We start from the raw sequence: 24,531 nt of genomic DNA, 5'->3' as shown, positions 1-24,531 counted from the left end.
CCCTGACAGTTCTCGCCAGCGGCTTCAGCGCGCCCACGGCGGAGCGATCCGCGTCCCGTCGGCCAGTTCGGCCTCCAGACCGATGGAGGTCGTGACCCAGGTGACCGCGGTCCGGTCGCCCGGGTTCTCGACGGCGAGGGTCGCGCCGGGGTTGATGATCAGGGTGTCGCCGACGGTGACGCGGGTGGTGCGGTCGTCGAGGGTGACCAGCAGTTCGCCGTCGAGCACGTGCAGGATCTCCTCCCGGTTGACGGTGTGCGCGGGCGCCTGCGTGCCCGGCGGGATCTCACCGCGCCAGGCGCACAGTTCTTTGCTGCCGCTGAGCGGAGTGGCGTACGAGACGAAGCGGGCGCCGTGCATTTCGTGCGTCACGGCCTCGGACGAACGGACGACGGGCATGGATCTGCCTCCAGATGGTCAAGCTGCTTGACTATATTTCCGGTCCTCATAGTCAAGCTGCTTGACCGATCCGTCAAGGGTGTTTCAATGCGTCCGTGCACAACTCCGAGGCCATGGCTCTGTCCGCCGCCCTGCTCGCCGCCGCGGGTGAGCTCACGCAGCGCATCAACGAAGGCGTCGTGGCGCGTGGGTTCGAGGGGGTGCGGCCCGCGCACGGCTTCGCGTTCGCCCGGCTCGCCCCGGACGGCGCCACGGTCACCGAACTCGCCGCGCACCTCGGGGTGACCAAGCAGGCGGCGAGTCAACTGGTCGACGACATTGTGCGGAAGGGGTACGCCGAGCGGCGCGCCCATCCCGATGACGCGCGGGCCCGGCTGATCGTGCTGACCGAGCGCGGGTGGGCGTGTACCCGGGCGGCGGAGGAGGCGGCCGCCGAGGTGGTGCGCGAGTGGAGCGAGCTGCTCGGTGAGGGTGAAGTGCGCGCGTTGCGTGACCGATTGGGGCGTATTGCGCCCTATGGTCCCCTCAGGCCCGCCTGGTGACGGTTCGGCAGGAGCTACTGCGGAGTCAGTTATCACTGGAAGTTTTTACTGACGCGTAACTTCACAGTTGCACTACTCGCCCGTAACTTGACGAGTGAACAGCATTCTTTGTGATCCGGATCACAGGGCGTAAGGCCGTCGCACATCCCTTGAGCCGCAAGGAGATCACACGATGCTGCCCTGGAAACGACTGCTCAGACCACTCGCCCCGCTGCTGCTGACAGCCGTGGTCGCCGTCGTCCCCACCGCTACCGCCGCCCAGGCCGCCGACGAATCCGCCGCTCCCCACAGCGGCTGGAACGACTACTCCTGCAAGCCCTCCAGCACCCATCCGCGCCCCGTCGTCCTGGTCCACGGCACCTTCGCCAACTCCGTCGACAACTGGCTGGCCCTCGCGCCGTACCTGGAGAACCGCGGCTACTGCGTCTTCTCCTTCGACTACGGCCAACTGCCGGGCGTCCCCCTCGTATACGGCCTCGGCCCCATCGACAAGTCGGCCGAGCAGCTCGCGACCTTCGTCGACAAGGTGCTCGCCGCCACCGGCAAGGCCAAGGCCGACCTCGTCGGTCACTCGCAGGGCGGCATGATGCCCCGCTACTACCTCAAGTTCCTCGGCGGCGCCGCCAAGGTGAACGCCCTCGTCGGCATCGCGCCCGACAACCACGGCACCGACCTGGACGGACTGACCAACCTGCTGCCGTACTTCCCCGGCGCCCAGGACCTGATCTCCACGGCCACGCCCGCGCTGGCCGACCAGATCGTCGGCTCCGCCTTCCTGACCAAGCTGAACGCCGGCGGCGACACCGTCCCCGGCGTCCACTACACCGTCATCGCCACCAAGTACGACGAGGTGGTGACGCCGTACCAGAGCCAGTTCCTCAGCGGATCCGACGTCCACAACGTCCTGATCCAGAACCTGTGCGCGCTCGACCTCTCCGAGCACGCCCTGCTCGGGCTGACCGACCGGATCGCCTTCCACGAGGTCACCAACGCGCTCGACCCGGCCCACGCCACCGCCACCACCTGCGCTTCCGCGGTCCTCGGCTGAGGCACGCGCGGGGTCTGTCCGACCTGAGCCGCCGGACAGACCCCGCACCCGTACGACCGCTACGAGCGGCCGTGCCGTCCGCCGCCGGTCGCCCGGCGGCGGATCGTGGCGAAGAGGGTCGCCGAGCCGAGTGCCAGGGCCGCGGCGCCGCCCATGGCGAGGAAGGGGGTGTTGTCGTCGCTCCCGGTCTCGGCGAGGTTCGTCGACTCCGAACTGCCCGCCGTCTTCGGCTCGTTGGCCGCGGCCGGCTCCGCATTCCCGTTCGCGGAGTTGGCGCCGTTCTCCGTCGCCTCCTCGGTCGGCTGCGCCGAGGTGCTCGGGTCGTCGTCGCCGTGCCCGTGGTGCTCGACCGTCGACTTGTCGGCACCGTCCGCGATCTGTTCGTCGGAGGGGGAGGAGGCGGTCGGAGCAGGCGGGGCGGGCGGGGCGGGCGACGCGCTGGTCGGCGTACCGCCGCCGCTTCCGGTGTCGCTTCCGCCGAACGTCACGTCCGAGCAGGAGTAGAACGCCTCCGGGCTGTCCGAGCGCTGCCAGACCGCGTACAGGAGCTGCTTGCCTGAGCGCTGGGGGAGGGTGCCGGAGAAGGTGTAGAAGCCGCCCGCCGCGACCGGGTCGGTGGCCGTCGCGACCGGGTGCGCCAGGTCCAGGTCGCCCCAGGCCAGCGGCCGCGCCGGGTCGTAGCCGGCCTTCGTGAGGTACACCTTGAACGTGCCCTTGTGCGGCGCGGTCACGCGGTACTTGAAGGTGTACGAGCCACTGCGCACGCTCGTCGCCGGCCAGTCGGCGCGGGTCAGGTCGAGGCCCTTGAACTCCTCGTTGTTCGCGCTGCACAGCTTGCCGTCCGGGATCAGCGCCTGGTGCTTGCCGTTCGCGTCACCGATCCGGATGCCGTTCCAGTCGTAGAGCGCCTGCGTGCCACCCGCCGCGACCGCCGCCTTGCACGCGGCCGACTTCGGGCTCTCGGGACCCTCCGCGTAGCACTGCGCGACCCGGCTGACCGGGTCGCCCATCGAGCCGTGCGCGGACGCCGGGGCGGTGGCCAGGGCGGTCAGCGCCAGCGGAGTCGCGCCGAGGACGGCGAGCGTGGCGACCTTGCGGCGGCGTGCGGGCATGACGAACTCCTCGGAACGGTCCACGACTCGGGGGTGGATCCCGCCCACGGACTCCGTGACGATCCGGTGGGCGGGATCCCGTGGGGGGCGATCAGCAAGCTAGCCCCAAGGGACCGTTGAATCGCCTGCTGAAGGCGGGGGGAGGAGATCCTTATGGCGGCGTTAAGGGAGTGCTCAGACTGAGATCAGGTAGGTACCGTGCGCGGCATGGGAAGCGATGAGATCCGGCGGGCCGTCGCCGCCGACGTGGCGGCCGTGCGGGCCGTGACCGATGCCGCCTACCGGCCCTACATCGAGCGCATCGGACGCGCGCCGCAGCCCATGGAGGCGGACCACGCGGCGAACGTGGGCGCGGGGAAGGTGTTCGTGACGGGGGAGCCCGTCGTCGGCCTGGTCGTGCTGGAGGCGTACGACGACCATCTGTTCCTCGACAGCATCGCCGTCCACCCCGACGCGCACGGCAAGGGCGTGGGGCGACGGCTCCTGCGCTTCGTGGACGCACGCGCGCGTGAACTCGGTCTGGCCGAGGTCAGGCTCTACACCAACGCGATGATGTGGGAGAACCAGAAGATCTATCCGCGCTACGGATACGAGGTCGTGGAGCGGCGCACGGACGGGATCTACGACCGCGTCCACTACCGCAAGCGCCTGGGCTGACTGGTCTGACCTGCCCGGTCAGCCGTCGGGCCACCATGTGCGCGCGATGTCCTTTCGGACCTCGGGGCGCCCGGCCGGACGCTCGTCGGCCTCTTCGCGCACCCTGCGGGCGTCTGTCTTCTTCAGGGGCTTCTGCACAGTCGTCCGGCGCATGGCTGCCTCCTTCGATGCCTACCGATTTCCCGTGTTCTCACGTTGGTAGACCTTTCCCGGGAGGGTGACTCATCGCTCCGGGTCTGTCAGTGGCGGCTGTCACGATTCGGTTGTCAGTGGCGGGTGTCACTCTTGGGCGCATGACGAACGACGAGGGTTTCCCCGTGGACTGGGACGCCGAGGCCGCGGGCTTCGACCAGGAGCCCGACCACGGGCTGCGCGACCCCGTGGTGCGCGCCGCCTGGGCCGAGCGGCTGCGCGACTGGCTGCCCCCGCGCTCCTCCGACGTCCTCGACCTCGGCTGCGGCACCGGCAGCCTGTCGCTCCTCGCGGCCGAGCAGGGACACCGCGTCACCGGCGTGGACTCGTCCCCGGCCATGGTCGACCTCGCCAGGGCGAAGCTCGCCGGACGTGACGCGGTGTTCCTCCTCGGTGACGCGGCGACACCACCGGTGGGTGAGCAGCTCTACGACACCGTGCTCGTCCGGCACGTGCTGTGGACGCTGCCCGACCCCGGCCGGGCCCTGCGGCACTGGCGGGGGCTGCTGCGCCCGGGCGGCCGGCTCGTGCTGATCGAGGGCGTGTGGGGCACGGTCAGCCCGGTCGGCATACCCGCCGACCGGCTCGAGGGCCTGGTGGCACCGCTCGCCGGACAGGTCCGGGTGGAGCGGCTGTCGCAGGACGCGCAGCTGTGGGGGAGGGACGTGGCGGACGAGCGGTACGTGGTGGTGGCCGTGGTGTGAGACGCCGGAGCGGTCACACCCGGCGAGCGGCTTCAGACCAGCAGCGCTTCGAAGTCGCCCTCGACGGCGACGCGTTCCAGTTCGTCCAGCGCGGCCACGGCGGCGGCAGCGGCCTCGGGATCCGACTCCGTGAGACCGCTCTCCGCGAACTCGTCCTCGTCCAGACGGCGTACGTCCCTGCCGTCGGCCGAGCGCCACAGGTCCAGGTCGAGGTCCTCGACGACCAGTTCGGCACCGGAGAGCACGGCGGGGCGGGTGATGTCGCAGTACCAGCCCTTCACCGCACCCGAGGAATCGCGGACCTCCTTCACCGCGTACCAGCGGTCGCGCCAGTAGTACTCGGTGAAGACATCGCCCTTCTCGAACCGGACGAAGCCGAAGTCGCGCACGCCCTCGCCGGCCCAGGGGGCGCGTACGGCGATCCGGTTGCCGTCGTCGCCGAGCAGCTCGGCGGCGTAACGGATCTTCGTGCGGCCCGCCTTGACGAGCACGACGTCCAACCACCGTGCAGGGTCAGCCGAGTTCGCGGACATACCGCACCTCCGTCCCACAGACCTCGTATCCGAACCACTTGTTGACCGCGAGCATCGGCTCGTTGCCGGTGTCGTTGCCCGTGAGGGCCTCCGTGTACCCGGCGGCGCGGGCGCGGTGCAGGGAGTCGTTCTTGGCGAGCTTGGCCAGGCCGCGGCCGCGGAAGTCGCGGGAGGTGCCGGTCATCGCGGTGCCGTAGCGGGTGCCGCCGTCGGTGCGGGCCAGGGTGAAGGCGGCGGGGCGGCCGTCGACCAGGACGACCGAGGTCAGCTCGGGGCTGAACTGCGGGTGCCGCCAGGTCTCCGCGAGCCAGGCCTCGTAGTCCGTGAACGCGACGTCCACGTCGCTCGGTTCGTCGGCCATCGTCTCCGCGTCGAGCCGGAACACCGGGCGCGGGTCGTCCGCGTAGTCGGCGCCGGTGCGCAGTTCGACGCCGGCGGGGAGGTCCTGGCGGGGCGGCAGGGTGCCGTTCACCAGGTCGAGGCGGAGGAACTGGGCCGAGCGGCTGGCGCGGTAGCCGCGGCGCTCGGCGAACGCGCGGTTGGCCGGCGCGTCGACGACCCAGGCGTACAGCTTCGTCGCCCCGTTCGTGGCCAGGTGCTCCTCGGCGGCGCTTACCAGGAGCGTGCCGGCGCCGCGACGGGTGCGGTCCGGGTGGACGTAGATGTTGAGATACCCCTGGCCCGGCTCGGGGCTCTCGTGGGCGAGGCCCACCTGCGCCGTGCCGATCAACTCGCCGTCCTGCTCCGCGACGAGGGAGCGGTTGCGGGCGGCCGGGGGCGTGTGGGTCAGGTTGTGGAGGATGGCCTCCGGGGTCCACAGGATGTGGGGGAGTGCCCGGTGGCGGATGTCGGAGAACTCCGCCACCTCGGCCGGCACGTCGGTGCGGAGGTCGCGCACGGTCACAGTCATGACGGCGAACGCTACGGGCCGGAGGCGACCCGGTGCCTCCTATTTTCGGGTGGGTGCGGGACAATCGCTGCGTGACCTTGAAGATCCACATCGACGACAGTGCCGCGCCCTACGAGCAGGTGCGGTCGCAGATCTCCGAACAGGCGCGGGCGGGGGTGCTGCCGGTGGGGTACCGGCTGCCGACCGTGCGGGGTCTTGCCGAGTCGCTGGGGCTCGCGGCGAACACGGTGGCCAAGGCGTACCGGGCGCTGGAGACGGACGGGGTGATCGAGACGCGGGGGCGCAACGGAACGTTCGTGGCTGCCGCCGGCTCGGCCGCTGAGCGGGAGGCGGCGTCGGCTGCTCAGGCTTACGTCGATCGGGTTCGGCGTCTTGGGCTGGCTGAGGGGGATGCGCTGGCCGCCGTGCGGGATGCCCTGCGGGCTGCCTACGGCGTGGGGTGAGTTCGGCACCGCCGGAGTGCGTCGCTGTGGCTGATCGCCGTCGCGGCGGAAAAGAAGGAGCGGCGTAGAAGGAGGGGAGCGGCGGGAGAGGGCAGGGCCGCTCGCCCGCCGGTACGACCGGCTACAGGTACAGACCCGCGTCCGCTCCCTCGCGGGGTTCCGGCACCGACGTCGGAGACGTCCCGCGGCGCAGGGCGTACAGCTCTGCCAGGGTCGCGCCCTCTCTGCCCACGCCCTCCTCCGTGCCGAGCCAGGTGACCGCCTCGCCGCGGGTCAAGGGGCCGACCTCGATGCGGGCGAGGCAGCGGCCGGGGCGGACGACGGCCGGGTGGAGGCGCTCCAGGTCCTCGTTGGTCGTCACGCCGACCAGGACGTTGCGGCCCTGGCCGAGGAGGCCGTCCGTCAGGTTCAGCAGGCGCGACAACGCCTGGCCCGCCGTGTGCTTCGCCTCGCCGCGGATCAGTTCGTCGCAGTCCTCCAGGAGGAGCAGGCGCCAGCGGCCCTTGCCCGTGCCGTCCTCCTCGCCGATCGCGATGTCCATCAGATAGCCGACGTCGGAGAAGAGGCGCTCGGGGTCGAGGACGCAGTCCACCTGGCACCAGTCCCGCCAGGACCGGGCGAGGGTGCGCAGGGCGGAGGTCTTGCCGGTGCCGGGCGGGCCGTGCAAAAGCAGGAGCCGGCCCGCGATGTCCTCCGGGGTCGTCTTCATCAGGTGGTCCATCGCGTCCGCCACCGGCGCCGTGTAGTTGTCCCGTACCTCGTCCCAGGTGCCGGCGGAGATCTGCCGGGTGGTGCGGTGCGGGCCGCGCCTGGGGGAGACGTACCAGAACCCCATCGTCACGTTCTCCGGCTGGGGTTCGGGCTCGTCCGCCGCGCCGTCCGTGGCCTGGTCGAGGACCTTCTCGGCCAGGTCGGCGGTGGTCGCGGTGACCGTGACGTCGGCGCCCCGGTTCCAGCGGGAGACGAGCAGGGTCCAGCCGTCGCCCTCCGCCAGCGTCGCGCTGCGGTCGTCGTCGCGGGCGACGCGCAGCACCCGGGCGCCGGCCGGCAGCAGCGTGGCACCCGTGCGTACGCGGTCGATGTTGGCCGCGTGCGAGTACGGCTGCTCGCCCGTCGCGAAGCGGCCGAGGAACAGCGCGTCGACGACGTCGGACGGTGAGTCGCTGTCGTCTACGTTGAGCCGGATCGGCAGAGCGTCGTGTGGGTTGGCAGACATGGCGTCCATGATCCGACACCGGGGCGTCCGGTGCACCCGCTTTCCGCAGTGCGTCGGGTGTGTCGGCGGAGGCCGCTTGATCCGGTTGTGTCCGTGTTGTGTCCCCGGGGTGTCCGCGCGGTATCTCCCCCGTGTCCCTTCCGTCCTGTTACAGAGCTGTGCAGCCACAACACCTGCCCGATCGGGGACGCCCTTGGTTACTGTTGCCCTCAATGGGACGTCATGGGTGGACTTCGGGGGCGGGGCGGTGGCGGCTCACCGCGCTGCTGGGCGTGGGCGTGGCCGCACTGGCCCTCATCGTGACGCTGATCAACACGCTGCCGGACGGCGGCGCGAGCACGGCCGGCACCTCGCGCAACGGCGACACCGTGCACGGCACTCCGGCGACCCCGCCCGACCAGGACCGACCTGAGGTCGGCTGGGGTTTCACACACACCCAGTTCAGTGCCGACGAGGGCAGTTCCGCGGCCACCGAGCAGGTCGAGGGGCTGATCTCCGACGCCGGCGGTATGCCGCAGGACCAGGCGATCATGGGCTGGGGCGCGGACAACCCCGAGCCGGTGAAGGGGCGTTACGACTTCGGCGCGATGGACCGCCGCATCGACTTCATCCGCAAGTCCGGCGGCACCCCGGTGGTCACCCTGTGCTGCTCGCCGGACTGGATGAAGGGCGGCAAGGCCGGTGTGAACAACACCAATTGGAGCCAGGCCTCTCTGGAGACCGCCCCGCAGCCCGCGCACTTCGCCGACTTCGCCGCGCTCGCCGCGACCGTCGCCAAGCGCTACCCGGACGTCCATCACTTCGTCGTCTGGAACGAGTTCAAGGGCTTCTGGAACGACTCCCAGGGCCGCTGGGACTACGAGGGATACACCAAGCTCTACAACCTGGTCTACAAGGCGCTGAAGAAGGTCGACAAGGACATCATGGTGGGCGGGCCCTACCTGGTCATGGACAGCGTCGACCCGCGCGCGAGCGAGGCCTCCTCGACGTTCAAGGGGCCCTGGGGCGCCATGGACCAGCGGGTCCTGGACGCCTTCGACTACTGGAACAAGCACAGGGCGGGCGCCGACTTCGTCGTCGTCGACGGCTCCAGCTACACCAACGACGACGAGCTGCTGCCCAACGAGTTCGCGGCCACCGACAAGTTCACGGCCGTCGGCAAGTGGGTGCGCCAACAGACCGGCGACAAGCTGCCGTTGTGGTGGGCCGAGTACTACGTCGAACCCGCCGACGGCAAGGACGAACGCAGAGGCTGGTCCGAGAACCGCCGCGTCGCCGTCCAGGCCGCCGGAATGATCGCCATGGTCAAGGGCGGTGCCTCCTCCGGCTTCTACTGGAACCCCGAGGACGAGAAGGGCACCGACTGCCCCGGCTGTCTGTGGACACCGACCGACGGCGCGGCCGGCGGCAAGAAGCTGCCCATGTTCGACCTGATCGCCCGCTTCAACCAGGAGTTCGGGCCCGGGACGACGTACGACACCGTCTCCGTGGCCGCCGACGACGTACCCAACGTCCGTGTCCTGGCGACCGACAAGGCGGTCCTGGTGGTCAACACCCTGAACCGGTCGATCAGCGCGAAGGTGGACGGGAAGCAGTTCGAGATGCAGGCCTACGAAGTGAAGTGGCTCACCAGGTAGGCCCGTTGAGGCCGGTCGACCATGTGAGCCACTTCTCGTGCGCCCGCTGCTTCAATGCTCCTTCATCGCTACTTCATCGTCAGGAACCGTTGGATCAGCGAGGCCAGCAACACCGCCAGCAGCGGCAGTGAGAACCAGAAACTGCTCTGCAGCCACCGCAGTTGACGCACGCTCGGCCGCACCGCGACCCGGACCACCTCGCGGGCCGTCAGCAGCACGATCAGGGCAAGAGCGGCCAGGCCGCCGACGATCGACCACGGCGTCCAGGTGATCTGCGGTCCGATCGGGCCCGGATCCGGCTTCGGCACCGCGCCCGCCGGCTGCTTCTTGAGCGAGTACATGGTGACGTCGTCGTTGACCAGGACCTTCTTGAGCTCCGTGCGCTGGTCCAGGTTCCGGATCAGCCGGGGCTCCCAGCTGGCCGAATAGCCCACGTCCAGCTGGAGGTACCTGATCTGGCTGACATTGATCATCAGATACGAGTTCGGGCCCGCGTCCTTGAGCGCCTTGACCAGCCCTGACACCAGCACCGGGTCGGCCGGCGCCAGCGTCGGCAGATAGTCGACCCGTTCCATGTCCTTCGCGCCCCACGGCATCGCCGGTGTCACGTCGTTCACCGGGTCGCTGGTCAGCCACAGCAGGCGTGCCGTCGGCTTGTCGTGGGCGTAGACGTAGTCCATCGCCGCGACCTCGCCGGGGCGCACCCGCTCGAACGGCTCGTTGCCCCAACGGGCCACCAGGAAGCCGCCCATGAGGAGCAGACCCGCCATCAGGGCGGCCAGCGGGGCCAGGCTCACCCGGTCCTTGTCCCGTTCCTCGGCGGTGACGCCGGTGCGCGGGAAGAAAGCGAGACCGGCCAGCAGGGCCGCCCCCGGCACCGCGAACATGAAGACGCGCAGCGCCATTTCGCCGCCGTACGACTGCATGCCGAAGCCCAGGAACGGGACGAAGGTGAGGACCAGCAGCGAGCGCTCGCGGTACTTGTGGTCGCGCCGGCGCCACCAGCCCCAGCAGGCGAAGGCCATCACACCGCCGGCCAGCAGCACGCGCACGTACAGCACCAGCTTGTGGGTCGAACTGCCGCCCTCGATACGGCCGGAGACCGACGAGGACACATTGCCGCCGACCCCGCCGACCCCGCCGAACAGGTCCTGGAAGTGCCCGGACCAGTACGGCTCGGCCATGAAGCCCAGCCAGACCGTGACCAGTACGCCGAACAGGATGGGCAGGCCGCGCAGTTCGGACTTGCCGATCAGCACGAGCACGGCCAGGACGCCCAGCATCATGAACGGCGTGAGCTGGTGGGCCGGGACGCTCGCCGCGTACAGGCCGATCAGGACGGCGAGCAGAACGGCCTTCTGTCGCCGGTCGGTCGGCTCCACCTCCGCCTCGCCGGGGCGCGCCTTGGCCCAGATCACGCGCGGCGCGCGGAACCAGACCAGCAGGATCGCCACGAACAGCAGATAGAGGAAGTACGTGAAGCCCTGCGGGGAGAAGTAGTCCTGACCCACCCAACTGCTCAGCGCGAAGATCCAGATGCCGGTCCACTTGGCCCGCCAGCTCGCCCGCATCGAGCGCACCAGCAGGAACATCGGGGCCAGATAGAGGAGTTCGATCGCGGTCGGCCACCAGCGGATGACCTCGGTGAGGTCATCGACCCCGCACGCCTTCGCGACGAACGCGGTCACCGCGAAGAAGCCCGGCCAGCTCCAGCGCGCGTCCAGGTCGGGCACGGCCGAGCCGGTGCGGTCGATGTAGTCGAGGAAGCCGAGGTGCTGCCAGGCGGTCGGGAAGCGCGGCTCGCTCTCGATCACCGCGGGCAGCGCGTGCAGGGACACCACGGTCGCCAGCAGGGTGATCAGCAGCAGCGTCTTGTGCTCCCGGCCGAGCCACAGCAGCGAGGCGAACACCGCGACCAGCAGCGCGGCCCCGACCAGCGTCGGCAGCGGCAGCACCGAGATGAGCCCCAGACCGCCCATCCGGTCCAGGTCCGCGTCGTCGAGCCGGGCCGCGGGCACCCAGTACAGCAGCAGCGCGGAGACCAGCAGACAGCCGAGCACGACCCCGAAGCGGGTGGGCTGCAGCCGCTCGCGCAACGACAGGGCCGGCGGCGGCGCGACGGGCTCGGGTACCTCTTCGCGTACGGGCGGGTCGTGTCGTACGACCGATGCGGCCACCGCTCGTACGCCCCCGGAACCTGAACCCGAACCCGAGTCCCGATCAGCGTCGGTGTCGGTGTCCGTGTGGGGGTCGGTGTCGGTGTCCGTGTCCGGGCTTGAGGCGAAGTCGGCCTCGAACTCCGCCTCGAACGGGGCGTCCACCTCCACCTCGGACGGTCCCAGGGAAGCCTCCGAGCCGGGCTCGCGCTCCTCCACGGGCAGCCCGACCTCGGGGTTCTTCGCCCAGGTCGGCCGGTGGTCGGCGCGTACGGGGCGTACCGCGGGGAGGCCGGTGGGCGGGGCGCCCGGCCCCGGCCGTACGTCGGGACGGCGTTCCTGGTGGTCGAAGTCGACGAGGATGCCGAGCGCGAGGGTGTCGCTGTCCAGCGCCCAGGCCGGTCCGCGCCGGCGCGGCTGGTCGGTGGACGGCACCTCGCGCGCGCCCAGGTCGGCGAGGTCCCCGTCGGGTGCCGCGTCCTCGGGGACGGCGGCGGCGGGCGCGGCCTTGAGGACGCGGTACAGCTTCGGCGCGGCGATCAGGACGATCACCGCGAGCGAGGAGATCTCGGCGACACCCGCGCCGGTGAGGCCCATCCGGGGCAGCAGGAGCAGGGTCAGACTGAGCACCAGCACGCACAACAGGCCCTGCAGCCAGGCGAGTCCGGCGGTACGACTCTGCGCGCGCAGCACCGCGAAGTACGTCTCCATGACGACCCGCAGCACCGCGCCGACCGCGAACCAGCGCAGCAGCGGCGTCGCCGCGTCCGCGTAGCCCGCGCCGAACACGCCGAGGATCCACGGCGCCCCGATGAACAGCAGCCCGCAGATCGGCAGCATGATCCGCGCCATCCGCCGCAGCGCGGCACGGGTGTTGGAGGCCAGCCGGGCCGGGTCGTGCGAGCCCTCGACGGTCAGCGAGGCGCCCATGTTGATGGCGAGCAGGTTGACCGTGCCGCCTATCGTCGTGGTGATGTAGAAGTACGCGTTGTCCTCGGAGCTGACCTGCGAGGCGATGATCACCGGGATGAGATAGACGACGGCGAGCGAGAACAGCGAACCGGTGTAGTCGCCGGCGAGGAACCTGCCGATCTCCTTCAGCGTCGGCGGCTTGGCCCGCTCCTCGGTGGCCTTGATGTGCCGCGGCACCAGGCGCCGGAAGACCAGCCAGCCCAGCGGCACCACGGAGAAGGCGATCGCGGCGACCCAGGAGGCGAAGACACCGCTCGTGGCGAGCGTCGTCGCCAGCGCCACCAACAGCCCCAACTTCACTGCCGAGAACACGGTGTTGCCCACCGGCACCCAGGGCGCGCTCCTGAGTCCGGTCAGCACCCCGTCCTGGAGGGTGAGCAGGTTCCAGGCGACGACGGCCACGACGAACCCGACAGCGGTGAGCGGCCCGTGCAGGAAGCGGTACGAGGGACCCCACATGTTCAGGGTGAGCAGGAAGATCCCGGCCGCGCACGCCACGATCAGCGAACTGCCCGCGTACGTACGGAAGATGAGGCGTCCGGTGGCCCGTCCGGCGACCGGGATGAAGCGGGCCAGGGCGCCGGTCAGGGTCACCGCGGTCAGGCCCGCGAGGAACTTCATCGCGGCGATCGCGGCGGAGCCCTGGCCGACCGCGGACTCGGAGTAGTAGCGGGCCGCGGCCAGCCAGAAGCCGAGGCCGAGCACGGCGGAGATGCCGGTGTTGAGCATCAGGGCGTAGGCGTTGCGGAACAGCTGGTTGCCGCCCTTGGACCTGCCCATGCCGGGCAGCCGGAGCCGGCGCCGCGACTGCTCGGGCGCCTGGGTGGTGGGCTCTGCCTCGGTCGTGGTCGTCGTGTCAGACACGGGAACGGATGGCCTTCCGGCGGACCTGTCGTGCTCTGCGGACCATGGCGTACCCCTTGGTGAGGGCACGGTCCCTGGCGAAGGTACGGGCGATCGCGCGGCCCTCGACCAGCCGCTCGAACTCCTCGATCCCGGTGGTGCGGCGCACGGTGACCCGCCGCAGGGCGTACGGACCCTGGCGGCGGCGCGCGAGGTCGTTGCCGACGGCGAGCGCCTGGGCGTAGCCCGTCTCGCGCACCGCCCGGCGCACCCGGCGGCTGGAGTAGCCGTACGGGTAGGCGAACGAGGCCGGGACGGTGCCCAGTTCGTCGGCGACGATCTCCTTGCAGTGGATCAGCTCATGGCGCAGTGTCTCGTCGTCGAGCTGGTCGAGCTGCGGGTGGGTGTGGCTGTGGCCGCCGATCTCCACGTCGGTGGCGGCCAGTTCGCGGACCTGGTCCCAGTCGAGCATGAGGTCCAGGCCGCCCCCGGTGTCGTGGGCGCCCCTGATCCAGCCGGTGGAGACGAAGACGGTGGCCGCGAAGCCGTGCTTGGCGAGCACGGGCAGCGCGTGCCGGTGCACGCCCTCGTAGCCGTCGTCGAAGGTGACCAGCACGGGACGCGGCGGCAGCGGGCGGCCGGTGCGCCAACATGCCGCCAGCTCCGCCGTGTTGACCGGGGCGAGCCCCAAGTCGCCGATGAGCGCCATCTGTTCGGTGAACGCCTCGGGGGCGACCGACAGTTCGCGGGTGGCGTCGTTCGGCGAGGTGGCGACCGAGTGGTACATGAGGACCGGTACGGGTGTCTCAACCACGAGAGCCCCCCTCGGTCGTGCGCTCTCCCTCGATCTCGACCACGGAGAACGTGGCGCCCCCCTTGCGGGCCCGGACACTGCCCACCACGTAGCCGCCGGCCGCTGTGAGCACGCCCGCGACGATCGCGCCCGCCCGGCCCGCGCCGCCCGGCCGCGCCAGCACGGCGTCCCGCAGCCCGCGGGCCACACCGGCCGGCAGCACCCGGGTCGCGTACCGGCGTTCGGACTCAAGTCCCTTGTCCGCGCCCACACTTCGCGCGACCAGAGCCTTCGACAGACCCTCGGCGTAGGCACGCGTGCGGAAGTACCCGAAGTGCTCGCGCGCGTCGGGCACCCGGTGGTGGATCACCGCACGGTCGTCGATCAGCAGCACCGCGTCGGGCCTGGCGCGGGTGAGGCGGATGCACAGTTCCGTCTCCTCGCAGCCCAGCGGGCGCTTGTCGCCGTCGCGGCCGATGCCGGTCGCGAAACCGCCCGCCGCGTCGAACGCCGTACGCCGGAACGAGGCGTTGCCGCCGAGGACGTTGCGGACCCGGACCCGGCCCGGCGGCAGCCCCTTGTACGTGCAGCCCACCACCCAGTCGAACTCCTCCGGGAACCACGCCGGACGCCTCCCCGACGCCCAGATCGGCATCGTACGGCCGCCGACGGCCATCACCCGCGGGTCGGCGTAGCCCTCGGCGAAGCGGCGCAGCCAGTCGCGTTCGGCCACCGCGTCGTCGTCGAGGAAGGCGATCACCTCGCCGCGCGAGGCCGCGATGCCGGTGTTGCGGCCCGCGGACAGGCCGCGGGGGCCCGCGTTGGCGAACACGCGGACCTCACCGGACTGCTCGAACTCCTTGTATTCCTTCGTCAGTCGGTCCAGCAGAGCCGGATTGTGGTCGACGACCAGCAGGGTCTCCAGCGCGGGGTGCGACTGCGTACGCACCGAGGAGACCGCCGCGAGGATGTCCTCCCAGCGGTCCTCGGTGTAGACGCAGATCACGACGGAGATGTCGAGATCGCTCAAGACACCTCTCCCTGGACCGAGTCGAGCGGGACCGGGGCAGGCTCGACGGCGGCGAGCATCGGGGAGTGGTGCTCCTGGCGGCGCAGTTCACGCCGGTTGGAGCGCTCCTTGAGGATCACCTTGAGCACCCGGATCCCGTCCCGCACGGCCCGCAGATTGCTGGTGCCGTGGATACGGAGGTACTCGTGGCTGGGGATCTCCTGCACCTTGAGCCCGGCCTTGACCACCCTGATGTTGATCAGGGTCTCGATCTCGAAACCGGTGCAGTCCAGGGAGATCTTGTCGAGGCAGTGCCGCCAGAACGCGTTGTAGCCGTAGCAGAGATCGGTGTAGCGGGCGCCGAACTTGCGGTTGACGATGGTGCACAGTGCCCAGTTGCCGAGCTTGCGGATGAACGTCATGTCGTCGGTGCCGCCGCCGTTGGCGAAGCGGGACCCCTTGGCGAAGTCCGCGCCCGAGACCAGCGCGGAGACATAGCTGACGATCTCGTTGCCGTCGGCCGAGCCGTCCGCGTCGACCATCACGATGATGTCGCCGCTGCACGCCTCGAACCCGGTGATCAGTGCGTCCCCCTTGCCCTTGCCACGCTGCTCGACGACCTTGACGTTCGGCCACAGGCCGCGCGCCACCTCGACGGTGTCGTCGGTGGAGTTGCCGTCCACAAGGACCACTTCATGTATCCAGTCAGGAAGGGTCTTGAAGACGTACGGGAGATTCTCCGCCTCGTTCATGGCAGGGATCACCACACTCACCGGTGGCGCGATGGCCAGGTGAGAAGAGATCGGCCGGTACTTGCTGGCTGCTGACGGACCGTGATCCGTGGTCGCCGGCCGCAGAACAGAACTCATGAGTCTGGTCCCTCTCGTCCGGTGGACCGCCCGCCCCAAGGGCGGCCCGGTTTCGTGTCCGGTTCGAAAGGGGGGTTCTCACCCCTGCGACATGCCGAATGGGTCTCCGAACATGCCGGGCGAGCTGGCAAAACTGGCCGCCTGCCGGAAAAACGGCAACCGGTCGCGCGGCACGACTCGGTGAAAAGCGGTCACCGAGCACGGCACCCCCCTACCGCGCCCCGCGCCGGGCTCCATCGCGGTCCTTGAGCCCTCCCCTAGAGCCGCTAGATGATGGACCGATGCGGGTGAGATGTACGACGGTATTGATGATTGAACCTGTATGGCAAGACCTGGAACGTGGCCTCACGTTTTTGTTGGTTTGACCGTTACTGAACTTTGTCCAGTGTTTCCGAACGTCCGTACAACCGTCGGGCAAGCACCGGTGCGAACACCAGCAAACTGATCACGGTCACCGCGACGACACCGCCGCGGACGGACCATCGGTGTACGGCCAACATCCCTTGGGCCACAAGCATGTTGACCACGATCGCGCCGGCGATCGAGGTCAGCACGCGGCCGAAGGGCTCCAGCCCGCGCAGCGCCACGGCGATGGCCGTGGCGGGAGCGGCGAGCAGGAAGAAGAGGGTGAGCGGGCCGCGCAGAGGTGAGTCGGTATCGGTCAGCGCGAGCAGCGCGCCGAATCCCCCCACGGCCGTGGCGGCTCCCGCGAGCAGCGGTGTCAGGTCCCTCCCCGGACCAGGTCGCGCTCGCTCGGTGCCGTCGGTCGACGTTCTTTTGAGACGGATGGTCTGCATTGGCGACTATGCCCCCCAGCACGCCGGATGCCGGGCTTCAATGTCGCGCAGTACTAGACGGGGCGTCAAGATGCGCAAGGTGTTCACGTCATTCCTTGGGCAGCCCCTGAATACCTCTGTACCCTGCGGCCCCGCATACGCGTTCCCCGGAGGCGCCGGCTGCCTCCGGGGAACGGTCGTTCGGGTACTGCGGTGCGGTGTTACGGGACGAGTTTGAGGAGCTTGTTCGGCGAGCCGGTGCCCGCGCTGGTGACGACGTTCGACGTGGCGCCGTTCACCAGGGCCGTGGCGACCGCGGCCGGGGTGGCCGAGGTGTGGCTCGCGAGGTAGACGGCCGCTGCGCCCGCGACGTGCGGGGTCGCCATGGACGTACCGGAGAGCGTGGCGGTGGCCGTGTCACTGGTGTTGTAGCCCGCCAGGATCGACGAACCCGGGGCGAAAATGTCCAGAACCGAACCGTAGTTGGAGTAGCTCGCCCGGGCGTCGGCGCTCGTGGTCGCGCCGACCGTGATCGCGGTGGCGACACGGGCCGGGGAGTAGGAGGAGGCGTTGGCACTGCTGTTGCCCGCCGCGACCGCGTAAGTGACGCCGCTGGCTATGGAGTTGGCGACCGCGGTGTCGAGGGTGGTGGAGGCGGAGCCGCCCAGCGACATGTTGGCGACGGACGGGGTGGTGTGGTTCTCGGTGACCCACTCGATGCCGTCGATGACACCCGCGGTGGTGCCGGAGCCGCTGTTGTCGAGCACCCGGACCGCCACGATGTTCGCCTTCTTGGCGACGCCGTAGGTCGTGCCCGCGATGGTCGTGGCCACGTGCGTGCCGTGGCCGTTGCCGTCGGAGGCGGTGGTGTCGCCGTCGACCGCGTCGTAGCCGTAGGAGGCCCGGCCGCTGATCTGGGTGTGGGTGATGCGCACGCCGGTGTCGATGACGTACGCCGTCACGCCGGCGCCCGCGGTGTCCGGGTAGGTGTAGGTGCCGGACAGCGGCAGCGCGGCCTGGTCGATGCGGTCCAGGCCCCAAGGAGCGCTGGACTGCGTGGTGTCGGCCAGCTGGAAGCGCTGGTTCTGCTCGACCGAGGCCACCGACGGGTCGGCGGCGAGTCTCTTCGCCTCGGTCGCCGTCAGGGTGGCCGAGTAGCCGTTGAGCACGGTGTCGAAGGTCTTCCTGACCGTGCCGCCGTACTCCTTGATCAGCCCCTTGCCCGCCGTCGAGGCCGCCTTGAGGCCGGCGGTCTTCTTCAGCGTGACGATGTAGCTGTCCTTGACCGCGGTGGGGGAACCGGCCGAAAGGACCTTGCCCTCGGCCGGGGCGGCCTGGGCGGGCAGTGCGGTGAGCCCGCCGACGAGGGCGGCGGTCGCGAGGCCGGTGACGGCCGCGAACCGGAGCTTCTTGCTACGCAGTTGTGCCATTACGAGGGAGTCCTCCTCCAGGCTGCGCGCGCCTGGGTCGGGCGCGCGACTGTGGGGGGTGCGCGCGTCGTCGCGCACACGGCCCGGAACGTCGCGTTCCCGTTCAAGGCTGCGTAAAGCGTCGACCATCTACGTGCGTAGAACAAGGGAGTTGAAAGCCTGTCAACAAATCTGTCATGGGCACGTAATCAAACGCATGGCGAACACACAGGGTGGGTGTCGGTACCAGCGGGAAAGTCTTGACATGAGCACTTCCCGTCGATGCGCGTAGTTGGTACGACGGTTACGGCAGAGATCCTGCTAAAGGGAGGTTCCATGAGACGTTCCCGAATTGCGGTCTTCGTGATCTCCACCATCCTCGCCGCCGGTACGGCCCTCACCGGGGCAGTCGCGGCGCAGGCGTCCCAAACCGCCGCCGCCGGGGGCTATGTGGCCCTCGGTGACTCCTACTCCTCCGGGGTCGGAGCAGGCAGCTACATCGGATCCAGCGGCGACTGCGATCGCAGCACCAAGGCGTACCCCTACCTGTGGGCCGCCGCCCATTCACCCTCGAAGTTCGACTTCACCGCTTGCTCGGGCGCTCGTACGGGTGATGTTCTCTCCGGCCAGCTGGGTCCGCTCAGCACGGCCACGAGCCTTGTCTCCATCACCGTCGGAGGCAATGACGCGGGCTTCGCCGACGTCATGACGACCTGTGTGCTCCAGTCCGACAGCTCCTGCCTCTCGCGGATCAAGACCGCGAAGGCGTACGTCGACTCCACGCTCCCGAAGCAACTCGACACCGTCTACACGGCGATCCGCGACAAGGCGCCCAACGCGCACGTGGTCGTCATCGGCTACCCCCGCTTCTACAAGCTCGGCACCACCTGCGTCGGGCTCTCCGGGACCAAGCGGAGCGCGATCAACGGCGCGGCCGACTATCTGGACACCGCCATCAACAAGGCCGCCGCGAACCACGGCTTCACCTTCGGCGACGTCCGCGCCACCTTCACCGGGCACGAGCTCTGCTCCGGCAGCGCCTGGCTGCACAGCCTCAACCTGCTGAGCATCTCGACCTCGTACCACCCCACCGCGGCCGGCCAGTCCGGCGGCTATCTGCCCGTACTGAACAGCGCCGCCTGACCGGTTCCGCCTCTTGACCCCGCGTCCCGGCCGTCACTGGTCCGGCGACTCGGACGTACTGGCGGAGGCTCCGCCCGACGGGGTCTCCGCCACACAGGTCACCGTGAACGGCACCGAGTCGGACTTCTTCTCCACCGGCGAGCGCACCTCGACACTGATCGAGTTCCGGAACGTCCCCGTGCTGTCGTACGTCGTCACGAACGCCTTGTCCTGCTTGGTCTTCCCGCCGCCCTCGGGGAAGGACAGGGTCTTCCACCCGTCGTCCATGACCTGCCCGTCCGCGGACACCCACCGATAGCTCACCTGCGCCGGCAGCTTCCCCACCGTGATCGTCGCCGTGAACGTGGGCGCCTGCGCGCTCGGCGGCGGACAGCTCCCGGAGTAGTCGGTGTTGGCCCCCTCGAGCGAGACCTGCACCGACTGCTGGGCGGACGGGCTCGACGAACTCTTGCTCGCGCTCGGCGAGGAACTCTCCTCGTCGTCACCGGAATCGGTGGCCGTGGCGCTCTGCGAGGTACCGCCCCCGGTCTTGGTGCTGGCCCCCGAGTCGGCCGAACCCCCGTCGCCGTCACCGTTGTTCAGCAGCGCGTACGTCAGTCCGGCCAGCGCCAGCGCCAGGACGACCGCGCCCACGATCAGCGCGACGGCGGCCCCGCGATTGCGCTCCGGCGGTGTGGCCGGCGAGGTCGTGGTGCGCCCCGGCCCGGGCACGGGCTGCGTCGGGGTGGCGGCCGTATACGGCTGGGACGGCGTCGACGACTCCTGCGACGGATAGCCGATGGTCGTCGGCGGATACACGGGCGCCTGCGCCATGGGGGCGTCGACCGTGCCGCCCGCCGCGATGATCCGCAGATCCCGCTCCGCCTGCTCGGCCGGCAGCCGCTCTGCCGGGTCCTTGCGCAACAGCGCCTCGATCACCGGCGCGAGCGGACCGGCCCGGTGCGGGTACGGCAGCTCCTCGTCGACGATCGCACGCAGGGTGTTGAGCGGAGTGGCCTGCCGGAAGGGCGAGTTGCCCTCGACGGCCGCGTACAGCAGCACACCCAGCGACCACAGGTCCGACTCGGGACCCGGGGTGCGGCCCAACGCCCGCTCCGGCGCGAGGAATTCGGGCGAGCCGATGACCTCGCCGGTCATGGTCAGCGCCGAACTTCCCTCGACCATGGCGATGCCGAAGTCGGTGAGGACCACCCGGTCGTCGTTCGAGATCAGCACGTTGGCCGGTTTCACGTCCCGGTGCAGCACCCCGGCCGCGTGCGCCGCCCGCAGCGCGGCCAGCACCTCGGCACCGATGTGCGCGGCGCGCTGCGGACTCAACGGGCCCTCGATGTCCAGGAGTTCGGCCAGCGAGATGCCTCGCACCAGCTCCATCACGATCCACGGCCGGTCGTCCTGCATCGCCACGTCGTACACGGTGACGACGTTGCGGTTGGCGACCCGGGCCGCGGCCCACGCCTCCCGCTCCAGGCGGGCGTACATCCGCGAGATCTCCGAGTTCGGCAGCCCGGCGGGCGCGCGCACCTCCTTGACGGCGACCTCGCGGTGCAACAGCTCGTCGCGGGCGCGCCACACGGTTCCCATCCCGCCCTCACCGAGGGGCGACAGAAGCCGGTAGCGGCCGGCGATCACACGTTCACTGCCCGGTTCTTCGGACACGGGCGTCCCCCCATAGCATCCGCGCGATGTCTCCACTCCGCGTCATTTGTGCCCAAAAGTAGCTCAGCCGAGTGCGGATGCCGCCCCCTTGAGCACCAATCCGGCCCCGAGTGCCACGACCAGCAACGCCGACATCAGCGGCGCGGACCTGCGGACCAGGGTCGTCATCGGATGGCTCGTCAGGCGCGGGCGCCTGTCCAGCACCCGAGTCATTCCGGTACCCAGCTTGACGACGGCGAATCCCGCCGCCGTCAGGGTCAGCGCGAGCCCCACGCCGTAGGCCACGACGAGCAGCAGCCCGAACCAGGCCTGACCGAGCGCCATCGCGCCGACGAGCACGACGACGGCGGACGGACTCGGCACGAGCCCCCCGGCGAAGCCGAGCAGGATCGTCCCCCGCACGGTGGGGGCGATGGCGTGCGTGTGGGTGAAACCGCCGTGACTGTGTTCGAGGGGGGAGTCGGGGGCGGGGTGAGGGCGATGCGGGTGGTCGTGGGAATGGGGGTGCGGGTGGGGGTGACTGTGGTCGTGGTCGTGGTGGCTGTGATCGTGGTGATCGTGAGTGTGCGGATGGGGATGTGCGTGGGGGTGGGTCTCGGTGGTGGTGTCGGCGTGCGCGGAGACCAGGACGAGGGCGCGTTCCTCGACCTTCTCGGCCGCGGGCTCGTGCGGGTGGGGGTGGTCGTGGCTGCGGCTGTGCACGCGGCTGCGCCAGGCCCTGCGGACGAGGGTCGCGCCCGCGAAGAGGACCAGGAGACCGCTCGCGATGCCCAGCCAGGCGATCACCGAGGGGGTCGCCGCCGAGCCCGCCGTGACCAGGAGGCCCAGGGCGACCACGCCGAGCGTGTGGGTGACCGTCACCGAGGCCGCCAGGGGCAGCACGTCCTTGAGGCGGGCCTTGCCCCCGCGGGCGGCTGCCGTGGCGGCCATCAGCGTCTTGCCGTGGCCCGGGGCGAGCGCGTGCATCGCGCCCAGGACGACCGCGATGAGCAGGGCGAGCGCGGCGAAGCCGACGGTGAGGTCGTGCCGGGCCACCAGGTCGTCCAGGGCGCGGGTCCAGCGATCGGCGCCGCGCGGCAGCACGGAGGCGCCGGGGGCGGCCTGGTCGTCCTCGGCCAGGGCCGGTCCGCCGGGGCGCACCCGCAGGGACGCGGTCGCGGTGTCGGCGGGGGAGGAGAGCAACTCCTTGGGATAACTGGTGAGTTCGTGGGAGACCGAGGTCTTCGGTACGTCCGTCGCGGTCAGCGTCATCCGGTCGCCGCGCGCGGTGATCTCCCGCCAGCCGGGCCCGGAGGTGGCACCCGCGCTGTGGAAGCCGAGGGTGACGGTCTCGCCCTTGGGCAGCGGGGCCGTGAGGCGGCACTCCACGCGCAGGGTGTCGAGGCCGGCCTGGCCGGGGCGCACGCGCGCCTTGCTGGTGCCGACGGTGAGGTCGGCGGCGCGGCCGTCGACGGTGACCTTGCTGCCGTCCGCCGCCTTCTCGCACCGCTCCCGCGCCCACTCGGTCATGCCGAGCCGCTTGATGTCCGGCTTGGCCTGGGTGGCGGGGATCTCGGCGAGGTCCTCGACGTGGTCGACGCGCAACTGGCCCGGGGCGGCGACGAGTCCGTCGTAGCGGTTGACGGTGAAGTTGCCGAGGGGGTGCGCGCTCGCGGCGCCGGAAGGGAGGAGCACGAGCGCGCACGCGGCCGTGAACACGGCAGTGCAGGAGGCGAACAGACGACGGGGTGTCACTTGGCCGCCTCCAGTGCCTCACGGGCCGTGCGGGCGCCCAGGGGTGAGAAGCCGGGGTTCAGCTTCAGGGCCGCCTTCAGGTGGGCGCGGCCGTCCTTCGCGTGACCGGTGGCCAGCTCGATCATGCCGCGGTGGTAGATGAAGGAGGCGTTGCGGTAGCCGGTGGCCGTGGCCTGCCGGGCGTACGGGAGGGCCTCTTCGTCGTGGCCGTTGACGTGCAGGGCCCAGGCGAGGGCGTCCGCGGTGTGCACGGTGTGCCGGCGGGCCCATTCGGCGCGGGCGGCGCGCAGGGCCGCGGCCTTGTCGCCGTGGTCCGCGGCGGCGAGCGCGGTGTCGAGGTCGGCGTTGACGCCGTTGGCGCGGGCCAGCGCGACCCAGGCGCCGACGAGGGCGTACTGGTCGGCGGCCTTCATCCGGTCGCCCTCGGCGCCGCGGTCCTCGTAGAGCTCGCCGAGTTCGACGAGCGGGCCGGGCAGCGGGTAGCGGGCGACGACCTGCTCCATGCCCTTGACGGCGCCGGCCTTGTCGCCGGTGGCGTACAGGGCGCGGGCGCGGCCCTCGAGGGCCGGGAGGTAGTTCTCGTCGGCGGCCAGCGCGCGGGCGTAGAAGGTGAGCGCGTTCTTGTAGTCGCCCTGGTTCCAGGCGAGTTGGCCGAGCTGGGCGGCCACGTAGGAGATGTCGCCGGGGGAGGTCGCGGTGGTCAGCGCCTGCTCCAGGACCCGGCGGGCGGTCTTCACGTCGCCGCGCAGTTCGTGCACGTACGCGTACCGCGTGAAGACGGGGACGCCCGGGCGGCGGGCGTCGGCGATGTCGGCGGCCTTCGACGCGTCGGCGTAGCGGCCGAGTTCGACGAGGGCGTCGATGCGCGAGGAGAGGGCGTTCGCGCTGTAGGGGTTCTCCTTGAGGACCTGGTCGGCGTACTTCAGGGCGTCCTTGAAGTCGTGCCGGGCCGCGGCGAGAGCCGCCTGGCCGGTGACGGCCGCCTCGTTGCCGGGCTTCACCTCGAGCGAGCGGGCCAGGGCCTTCTCGGCCTGCGGGTAACGGGAGGGGTCACCCTTGGTGCGGGCCTGCTCCACGTAGGCGAGTCCGAGGGTGGCCCAGCTGCCGAAGTCCCTGGGCTGCGAGCGCAGTTGGGACTGGAGCGAGGTGATGGTCGCGTCGATGTCACCGCTGGACAGGAGCGCCGGCGACATGGCGCTCGGCGCGGCGGCGACGGTCGTCCCGCCGCTGTCCTGCATGGCTCCGACCGCGATCGAACCGGCGGTGAGCGCGATGGCCAACAGCACGACGGAACCGCCGAGTTGGGCCGCCCGCCAGCGCCGTCCGACGGCCCCCACGCGCCGCACGGCGGCGACCCGCTCGTCCGTCGCGGCGGAGGACGCCTCGAGCTTGACGGAGTCCGCGGAGACCAAGTGGAGGGTGGGCACGGGCCGTTGCCTGGTGGCGGCGGCCTTCGCGCCGGTGGCCTTGATACCTGCGGACTTGGTGGCAGCGATCTTGGTGGCCGTGGCCGTGGCCTTGGTGCCGGCCGCCTTCGTGTCCGAGGGCGGCGTCGCGTCGCCGCTCGCGGGCTTCGTGTCCTTCGGTGCCGGCTCGCCGGTGGCGGGCTTCGTGGGCATGGCCTCGGGGTCCGAAGAGGCGGGCGGCGCGCTGCCGTCGGTCCTCGTCGGCTCGGTGTCGTTCGTACGCGGGGCCATGCCCTCTCCTCGATCGGAATGCGGTGAACGGAAGTCGTGCGGCGCGGCCCGCGCCGTGGGGGATGAGTACGAGCGGGCCGC

Annotated in this window: 22 protein-coding genes; 7 read left to right on the top strand and 15 right to left on the bottom strand. The window is 70.6% G+C overall.

The genetic code is table 11. The features are described 5' to 3' along the window. Positions 1 to 24 precede the first annotated feature (24 nt). Entirely contained in the window at positions 25 to 399 is a 375-nt protein-coding gene (locus ACWD5F_RS22430) for a cupin domain-containing protein (protein WP_451256621.1), read from the bottom strand. Between the two features lie 95 nt (positions 400 to 494). On the opposite strand from ACWD5F_RS22430, the gene ACWD5F_RS22425 reads away from it, so the two are divergent. Together ACWD5F_RS22425 and ACWD5F_RS22420 are read left to right on the top strand one after the other, a co-directional pair. Then, the gene (locus ACWD5F_RS22425; protein WP_451256619.1) at positions 495 to 941 is read left to right on the top strand and encodes a MarR family winged helix-turn-helix transcriptional regulator; all 447 of its coding nucleotides are present in this window, start codon (positions 495 to 497) and stop codon (positions 939 to 941) included. 172 nt (positions 942 to 1,113) lie between these two features. Then, on the top strand, positions 1,114 to 1,989 hold the full coding sequence (locus ACWD5F_RS22420) for an esterase/lipase family protein (RefSeq protein WP_451256617.1): 876 nt from the start codon (positions 1,114 to 1,116) through the stop codon (positions 1,987 to 1,989). Between the two features lie 59 nt (positions 1,990 to 2,048). On the opposite strand, the gene ACWD5F_RS22415 is transcribed toward ACWD5F_RS22420, so the two are convergent. After that, the gene (locus ACWD5F_RS22415; protein WP_451256615.1) at positions 2,049 to 3,101 is read right to left on the bottom strand and encodes a lytic polysaccharide monooxygenase auxiliary activity family 9 protein; all 1,053 of its coding nucleotides are present in this window, start codon (positions 3,099 to 3,101) and stop codon (positions 2,049 to 2,051) included. Between the two features lie 207 nt (positions 3,102 to 3,308). Between ACWD5F_RS22415 and ACWD5F_RS22410 the strand changes: the two genes are divergently transcribed. Beyond that, on the top strand, positions 3,309 to 3,758 hold the full coding sequence (locus tag ACWD5F_RS22410) for a GNAT family N-acetyltransferase (protein ID WP_451256613.1): 450 nt from the start codon (positions 3,309 to 3,311) through the stop codon (positions 3,756 to 3,758). 18 nt (positions 3,759 to 3,776) lie between these two features. Here the strand turns inward: ACWD5F_RS22410 and ACWD5F_RS22405 are convergent, their stop codons facing one another. Beyond that, positions 3,777 to 3,911 carry a hypothetical protein gene (locus ACWD5F_RS22405; protein ID WP_401727532.1) on the bottom strand — a complete coding sequence of 45 codons (135 nt, stop codon included), beginning with the start codon at positions 3,909 to 3,911 and terminating at the stop codon, positions 3,777 to 3,779. 140 nt (positions 3,912 to 4,051) lie between these two features. On the opposite strand from ACWD5F_RS22405, the gene ACWD5F_RS22400 reads away from it, so the two are divergent. Next, positions 4,052 to 4,654 (top strand): class I SAM-dependent methyltransferase, encoded by a 603-nt coding sequence (locus ACWD5F_RS22400; protein WP_451256611.1) that lies wholly within the window; start codon positions 4,052 to 4,054, stop codon positions 4,652 to 4,654. A gap of 32 nt (positions 4,655 to 4,686) precedes the next feature. On the opposite strand, the gene ACWD5F_RS22395 is transcribed toward ACWD5F_RS22400, so the two are convergent. Together ACWD5F_RS22395 and ACWD5F_RS22390 are read right to left on the bottom strand one after the other, a co-directional pair. After that, positions 4,687 to 5,187 carry a DUF402 domain-containing protein gene (locus tag ACWD5F_RS22395; protein WP_401727534.1) on the bottom strand — a complete coding sequence of 167 codons (501 nt, stop codon included), beginning with the start codon at positions 5,185 to 5,187 and terminating at the stop codon, positions 4,687 to 4,689. Then, positions 5,168 to 6,097, bottom strand: a complete 930-nt coding sequence (locus tag ACWD5F_RS22390; RefSeq protein ID WP_451256608.1) for an N-acetyltransferase family protein — start codon at positions 6,095 to 6,097, stop codon at positions 5,168 to 5,170. Before ACWD5F_RS22390 ends, ACWD5F_RS22395 begins: the two co-directional genes overlap by 20 nt. 71 nt (positions 6,098 to 6,168) lie before the next feature. On the opposite strand from ACWD5F_RS22390, the gene ACWD5F_RS22385 reads away from it, so the two are divergent. After that, entirely contained in the window at positions 6,169 to 6,540 is a 372-nt protein-coding gene (locus ACWD5F_RS22385) for a GntR family transcriptional regulator (RefSeq protein WP_451256606.1), read from the top strand. A 121-nt stretch (positions 6,541 to 6,661) separates the two neighbouring features. Here the strand turns inward: ACWD5F_RS22385 and ACWD5F_RS22380 are convergent, their stop codons facing one another. Next, positions 6,662 to 7,756: a DUF5925 domain-containing protein gene (locus ACWD5F_RS22380; RefSeq protein ID WP_451256604.1), complete on the bottom strand. Its 1,095-nt coding sequence runs from the start codon at positions 7,754 to 7,756 to the stop codon at positions 6,662 to 6,664. A 212-nt stretch (positions 7,757 to 7,968) separates the two neighbouring features. Between ACWD5F_RS22380 and ACWD5F_RS22375 the strand changes: the two genes are divergently transcribed. Then, complete coding sequence (locus ACWD5F_RS22375; RefSeq protein ID WP_451256602.1) at positions 7,969 to 9,393, top strand: GH39 family glycosyl hydrolase; 1,425 nt, start codon at positions 7,969 to 7,971, stop codon at positions 9,391 to 9,393. A gap of 68 nt (positions 9,394 to 9,461) precedes the next feature. Here the strand turns inward: ACWD5F_RS22375 and ACWD5F_RS22370 are convergent, their stop codons facing one another. From ACWD5F_RS22370 to ACWD5F_RS22345, 6 genes are all read right to left on the bottom strand, one after another. After that, the gene (locus ACWD5F_RS22370; RefSeq protein WP_451256600.1) at positions 9,462 to 13,385 is read right to left on the bottom strand and encodes a lipopolysaccharide biosynthesis protein; all 3,924 of its coding nucleotides are present in this window, start codon (positions 13,383 to 13,385) and stop codon (positions 9,462 to 9,464) included. Further along, a complete protein-coding gene (locus tag ACWD5F_RS22365) occupies positions 13,378 to 14,178 on the bottom strand; it encodes a polysaccharide deacetylase family protein (RefSeq protein WP_451256598.1) in 801 nt (266 codons plus the stop codon). Before ACWD5F_RS22365 ends, ACWD5F_RS22370 begins: the two co-directional genes overlap by 8 nt. Then, positions 14,171 to 15,187, bottom strand: coding sequence for a glycosyltransferase family 2 protein (locus ACWD5F_RS22360; RefSeq protein WP_451256596.1), 1,017 nt, complete (start codon positions 15,185 to 15,187; stop codon positions 14,171 to 14,173). Before ACWD5F_RS22360 ends, ACWD5F_RS22365 begins: the two co-directional genes overlap by 8 nt. Then, the gene (locus tag ACWD5F_RS22355; protein ID WP_451256594.1) at positions 15,184 to 16,035 is read right to left on the bottom strand and encodes a glycosyltransferase family 2 protein; all 852 of its coding nucleotides are present in this window, start codon (positions 16,033 to 16,035) and stop codon (positions 15,184 to 15,186) included. Before ACWD5F_RS22355 ends, ACWD5F_RS22360 begins: the two co-directional genes overlap by 4 nt. 368 nt (positions 16,036 to 16,403) lie before the next feature. Continuing rightward, positions 16,404 to 16,832 (bottom strand): hypothetical protein, encoded by a 429-nt coding sequence (locus tag ACWD5F_RS22350; protein WP_451256592.1) that lies wholly within the window; start codon positions 16,830 to 16,832, stop codon positions 16,404 to 16,406. 200 nt (positions 16,833 to 17,032) lie between these two features. Continuing rightward, positions 17,033 to 18,241, bottom strand: coding sequence for a S8 family peptidase (locus ACWD5F_RS22345; RefSeq protein ID WP_451256590.1), 1,209 nt, complete (start codon positions 18,239 to 18,241; stop codon positions 17,033 to 17,035). A 315-nt stretch (positions 18,242 to 18,556) separates the two neighbouring features. Between ACWD5F_RS22345 and ACWD5F_RS22340 the strand changes: the two genes are divergently transcribed. Continuing rightward, positions 18,557 to 19,363 carry an SGNH/GDSL hydrolase family protein gene (locus ACWD5F_RS22340; RefSeq protein ID WP_451256588.1) on the top strand — a complete coding sequence of 269 codons (807 nt, stop codon included), beginning with the start codon at positions 18,557 to 18,559 and terminating at the stop codon, positions 19,361 to 19,363. Positions 19,364 to 19,396: 33 nt separating this feature from the next. Here the strand turns inward: ACWD5F_RS22340 and ACWD5F_RS22335 are convergent, their stop codons facing one another. From ACWD5F_RS22335 to ACWD5F_RS22325, 3 genes are all read right to left on the bottom strand, one after another. After that, on the bottom strand, positions 19,397 to 21,019 hold the full coding sequence (locus tag ACWD5F_RS22335; protein ID WP_451256586.1) for a protein kinase domain-containing protein: 1,623 nt from the start codon (positions 21,017 to 21,019) through the stop codon (positions 19,397 to 19,399). Positions 21,020 to 21,082: 63 nt separating this feature from the next. Continuing rightward, positions 21,083 to 22,753, bottom strand: coding sequence for a nickel/cobalt transporter (locus tag ACWD5F_RS22330; RefSeq protein WP_451256584.1), 1,671 nt, complete (start codon positions 22,751 to 22,753; stop codon positions 21,083 to 21,085). Continuing rightward, the gene (locus ACWD5F_RS22325; RefSeq protein WP_451256582.1) at positions 22,750 to 24,450 is read right to left on the bottom strand and encodes a tetratricopeptide repeat protein; all 1,701 of its coding nucleotides are present in this window, start codon (positions 24,448 to 24,450) and stop codon (positions 22,750 to 22,752) included. Before ACWD5F_RS22325 ends, ACWD5F_RS22330 begins: the two co-directional genes overlap by 4 nt. Between the last annotated feature and the right edge of the window lie 81 nt (positions 24,451 to 24,531).

This window comes from Streptomyces sp. NPDC002499, from assembly GCF_053595415.1.
The sequence above is the reverse complement of the archived record's forward strand: the minus strand, read 5'-3'. Positions and strand labels throughout refer to the sequence as shown.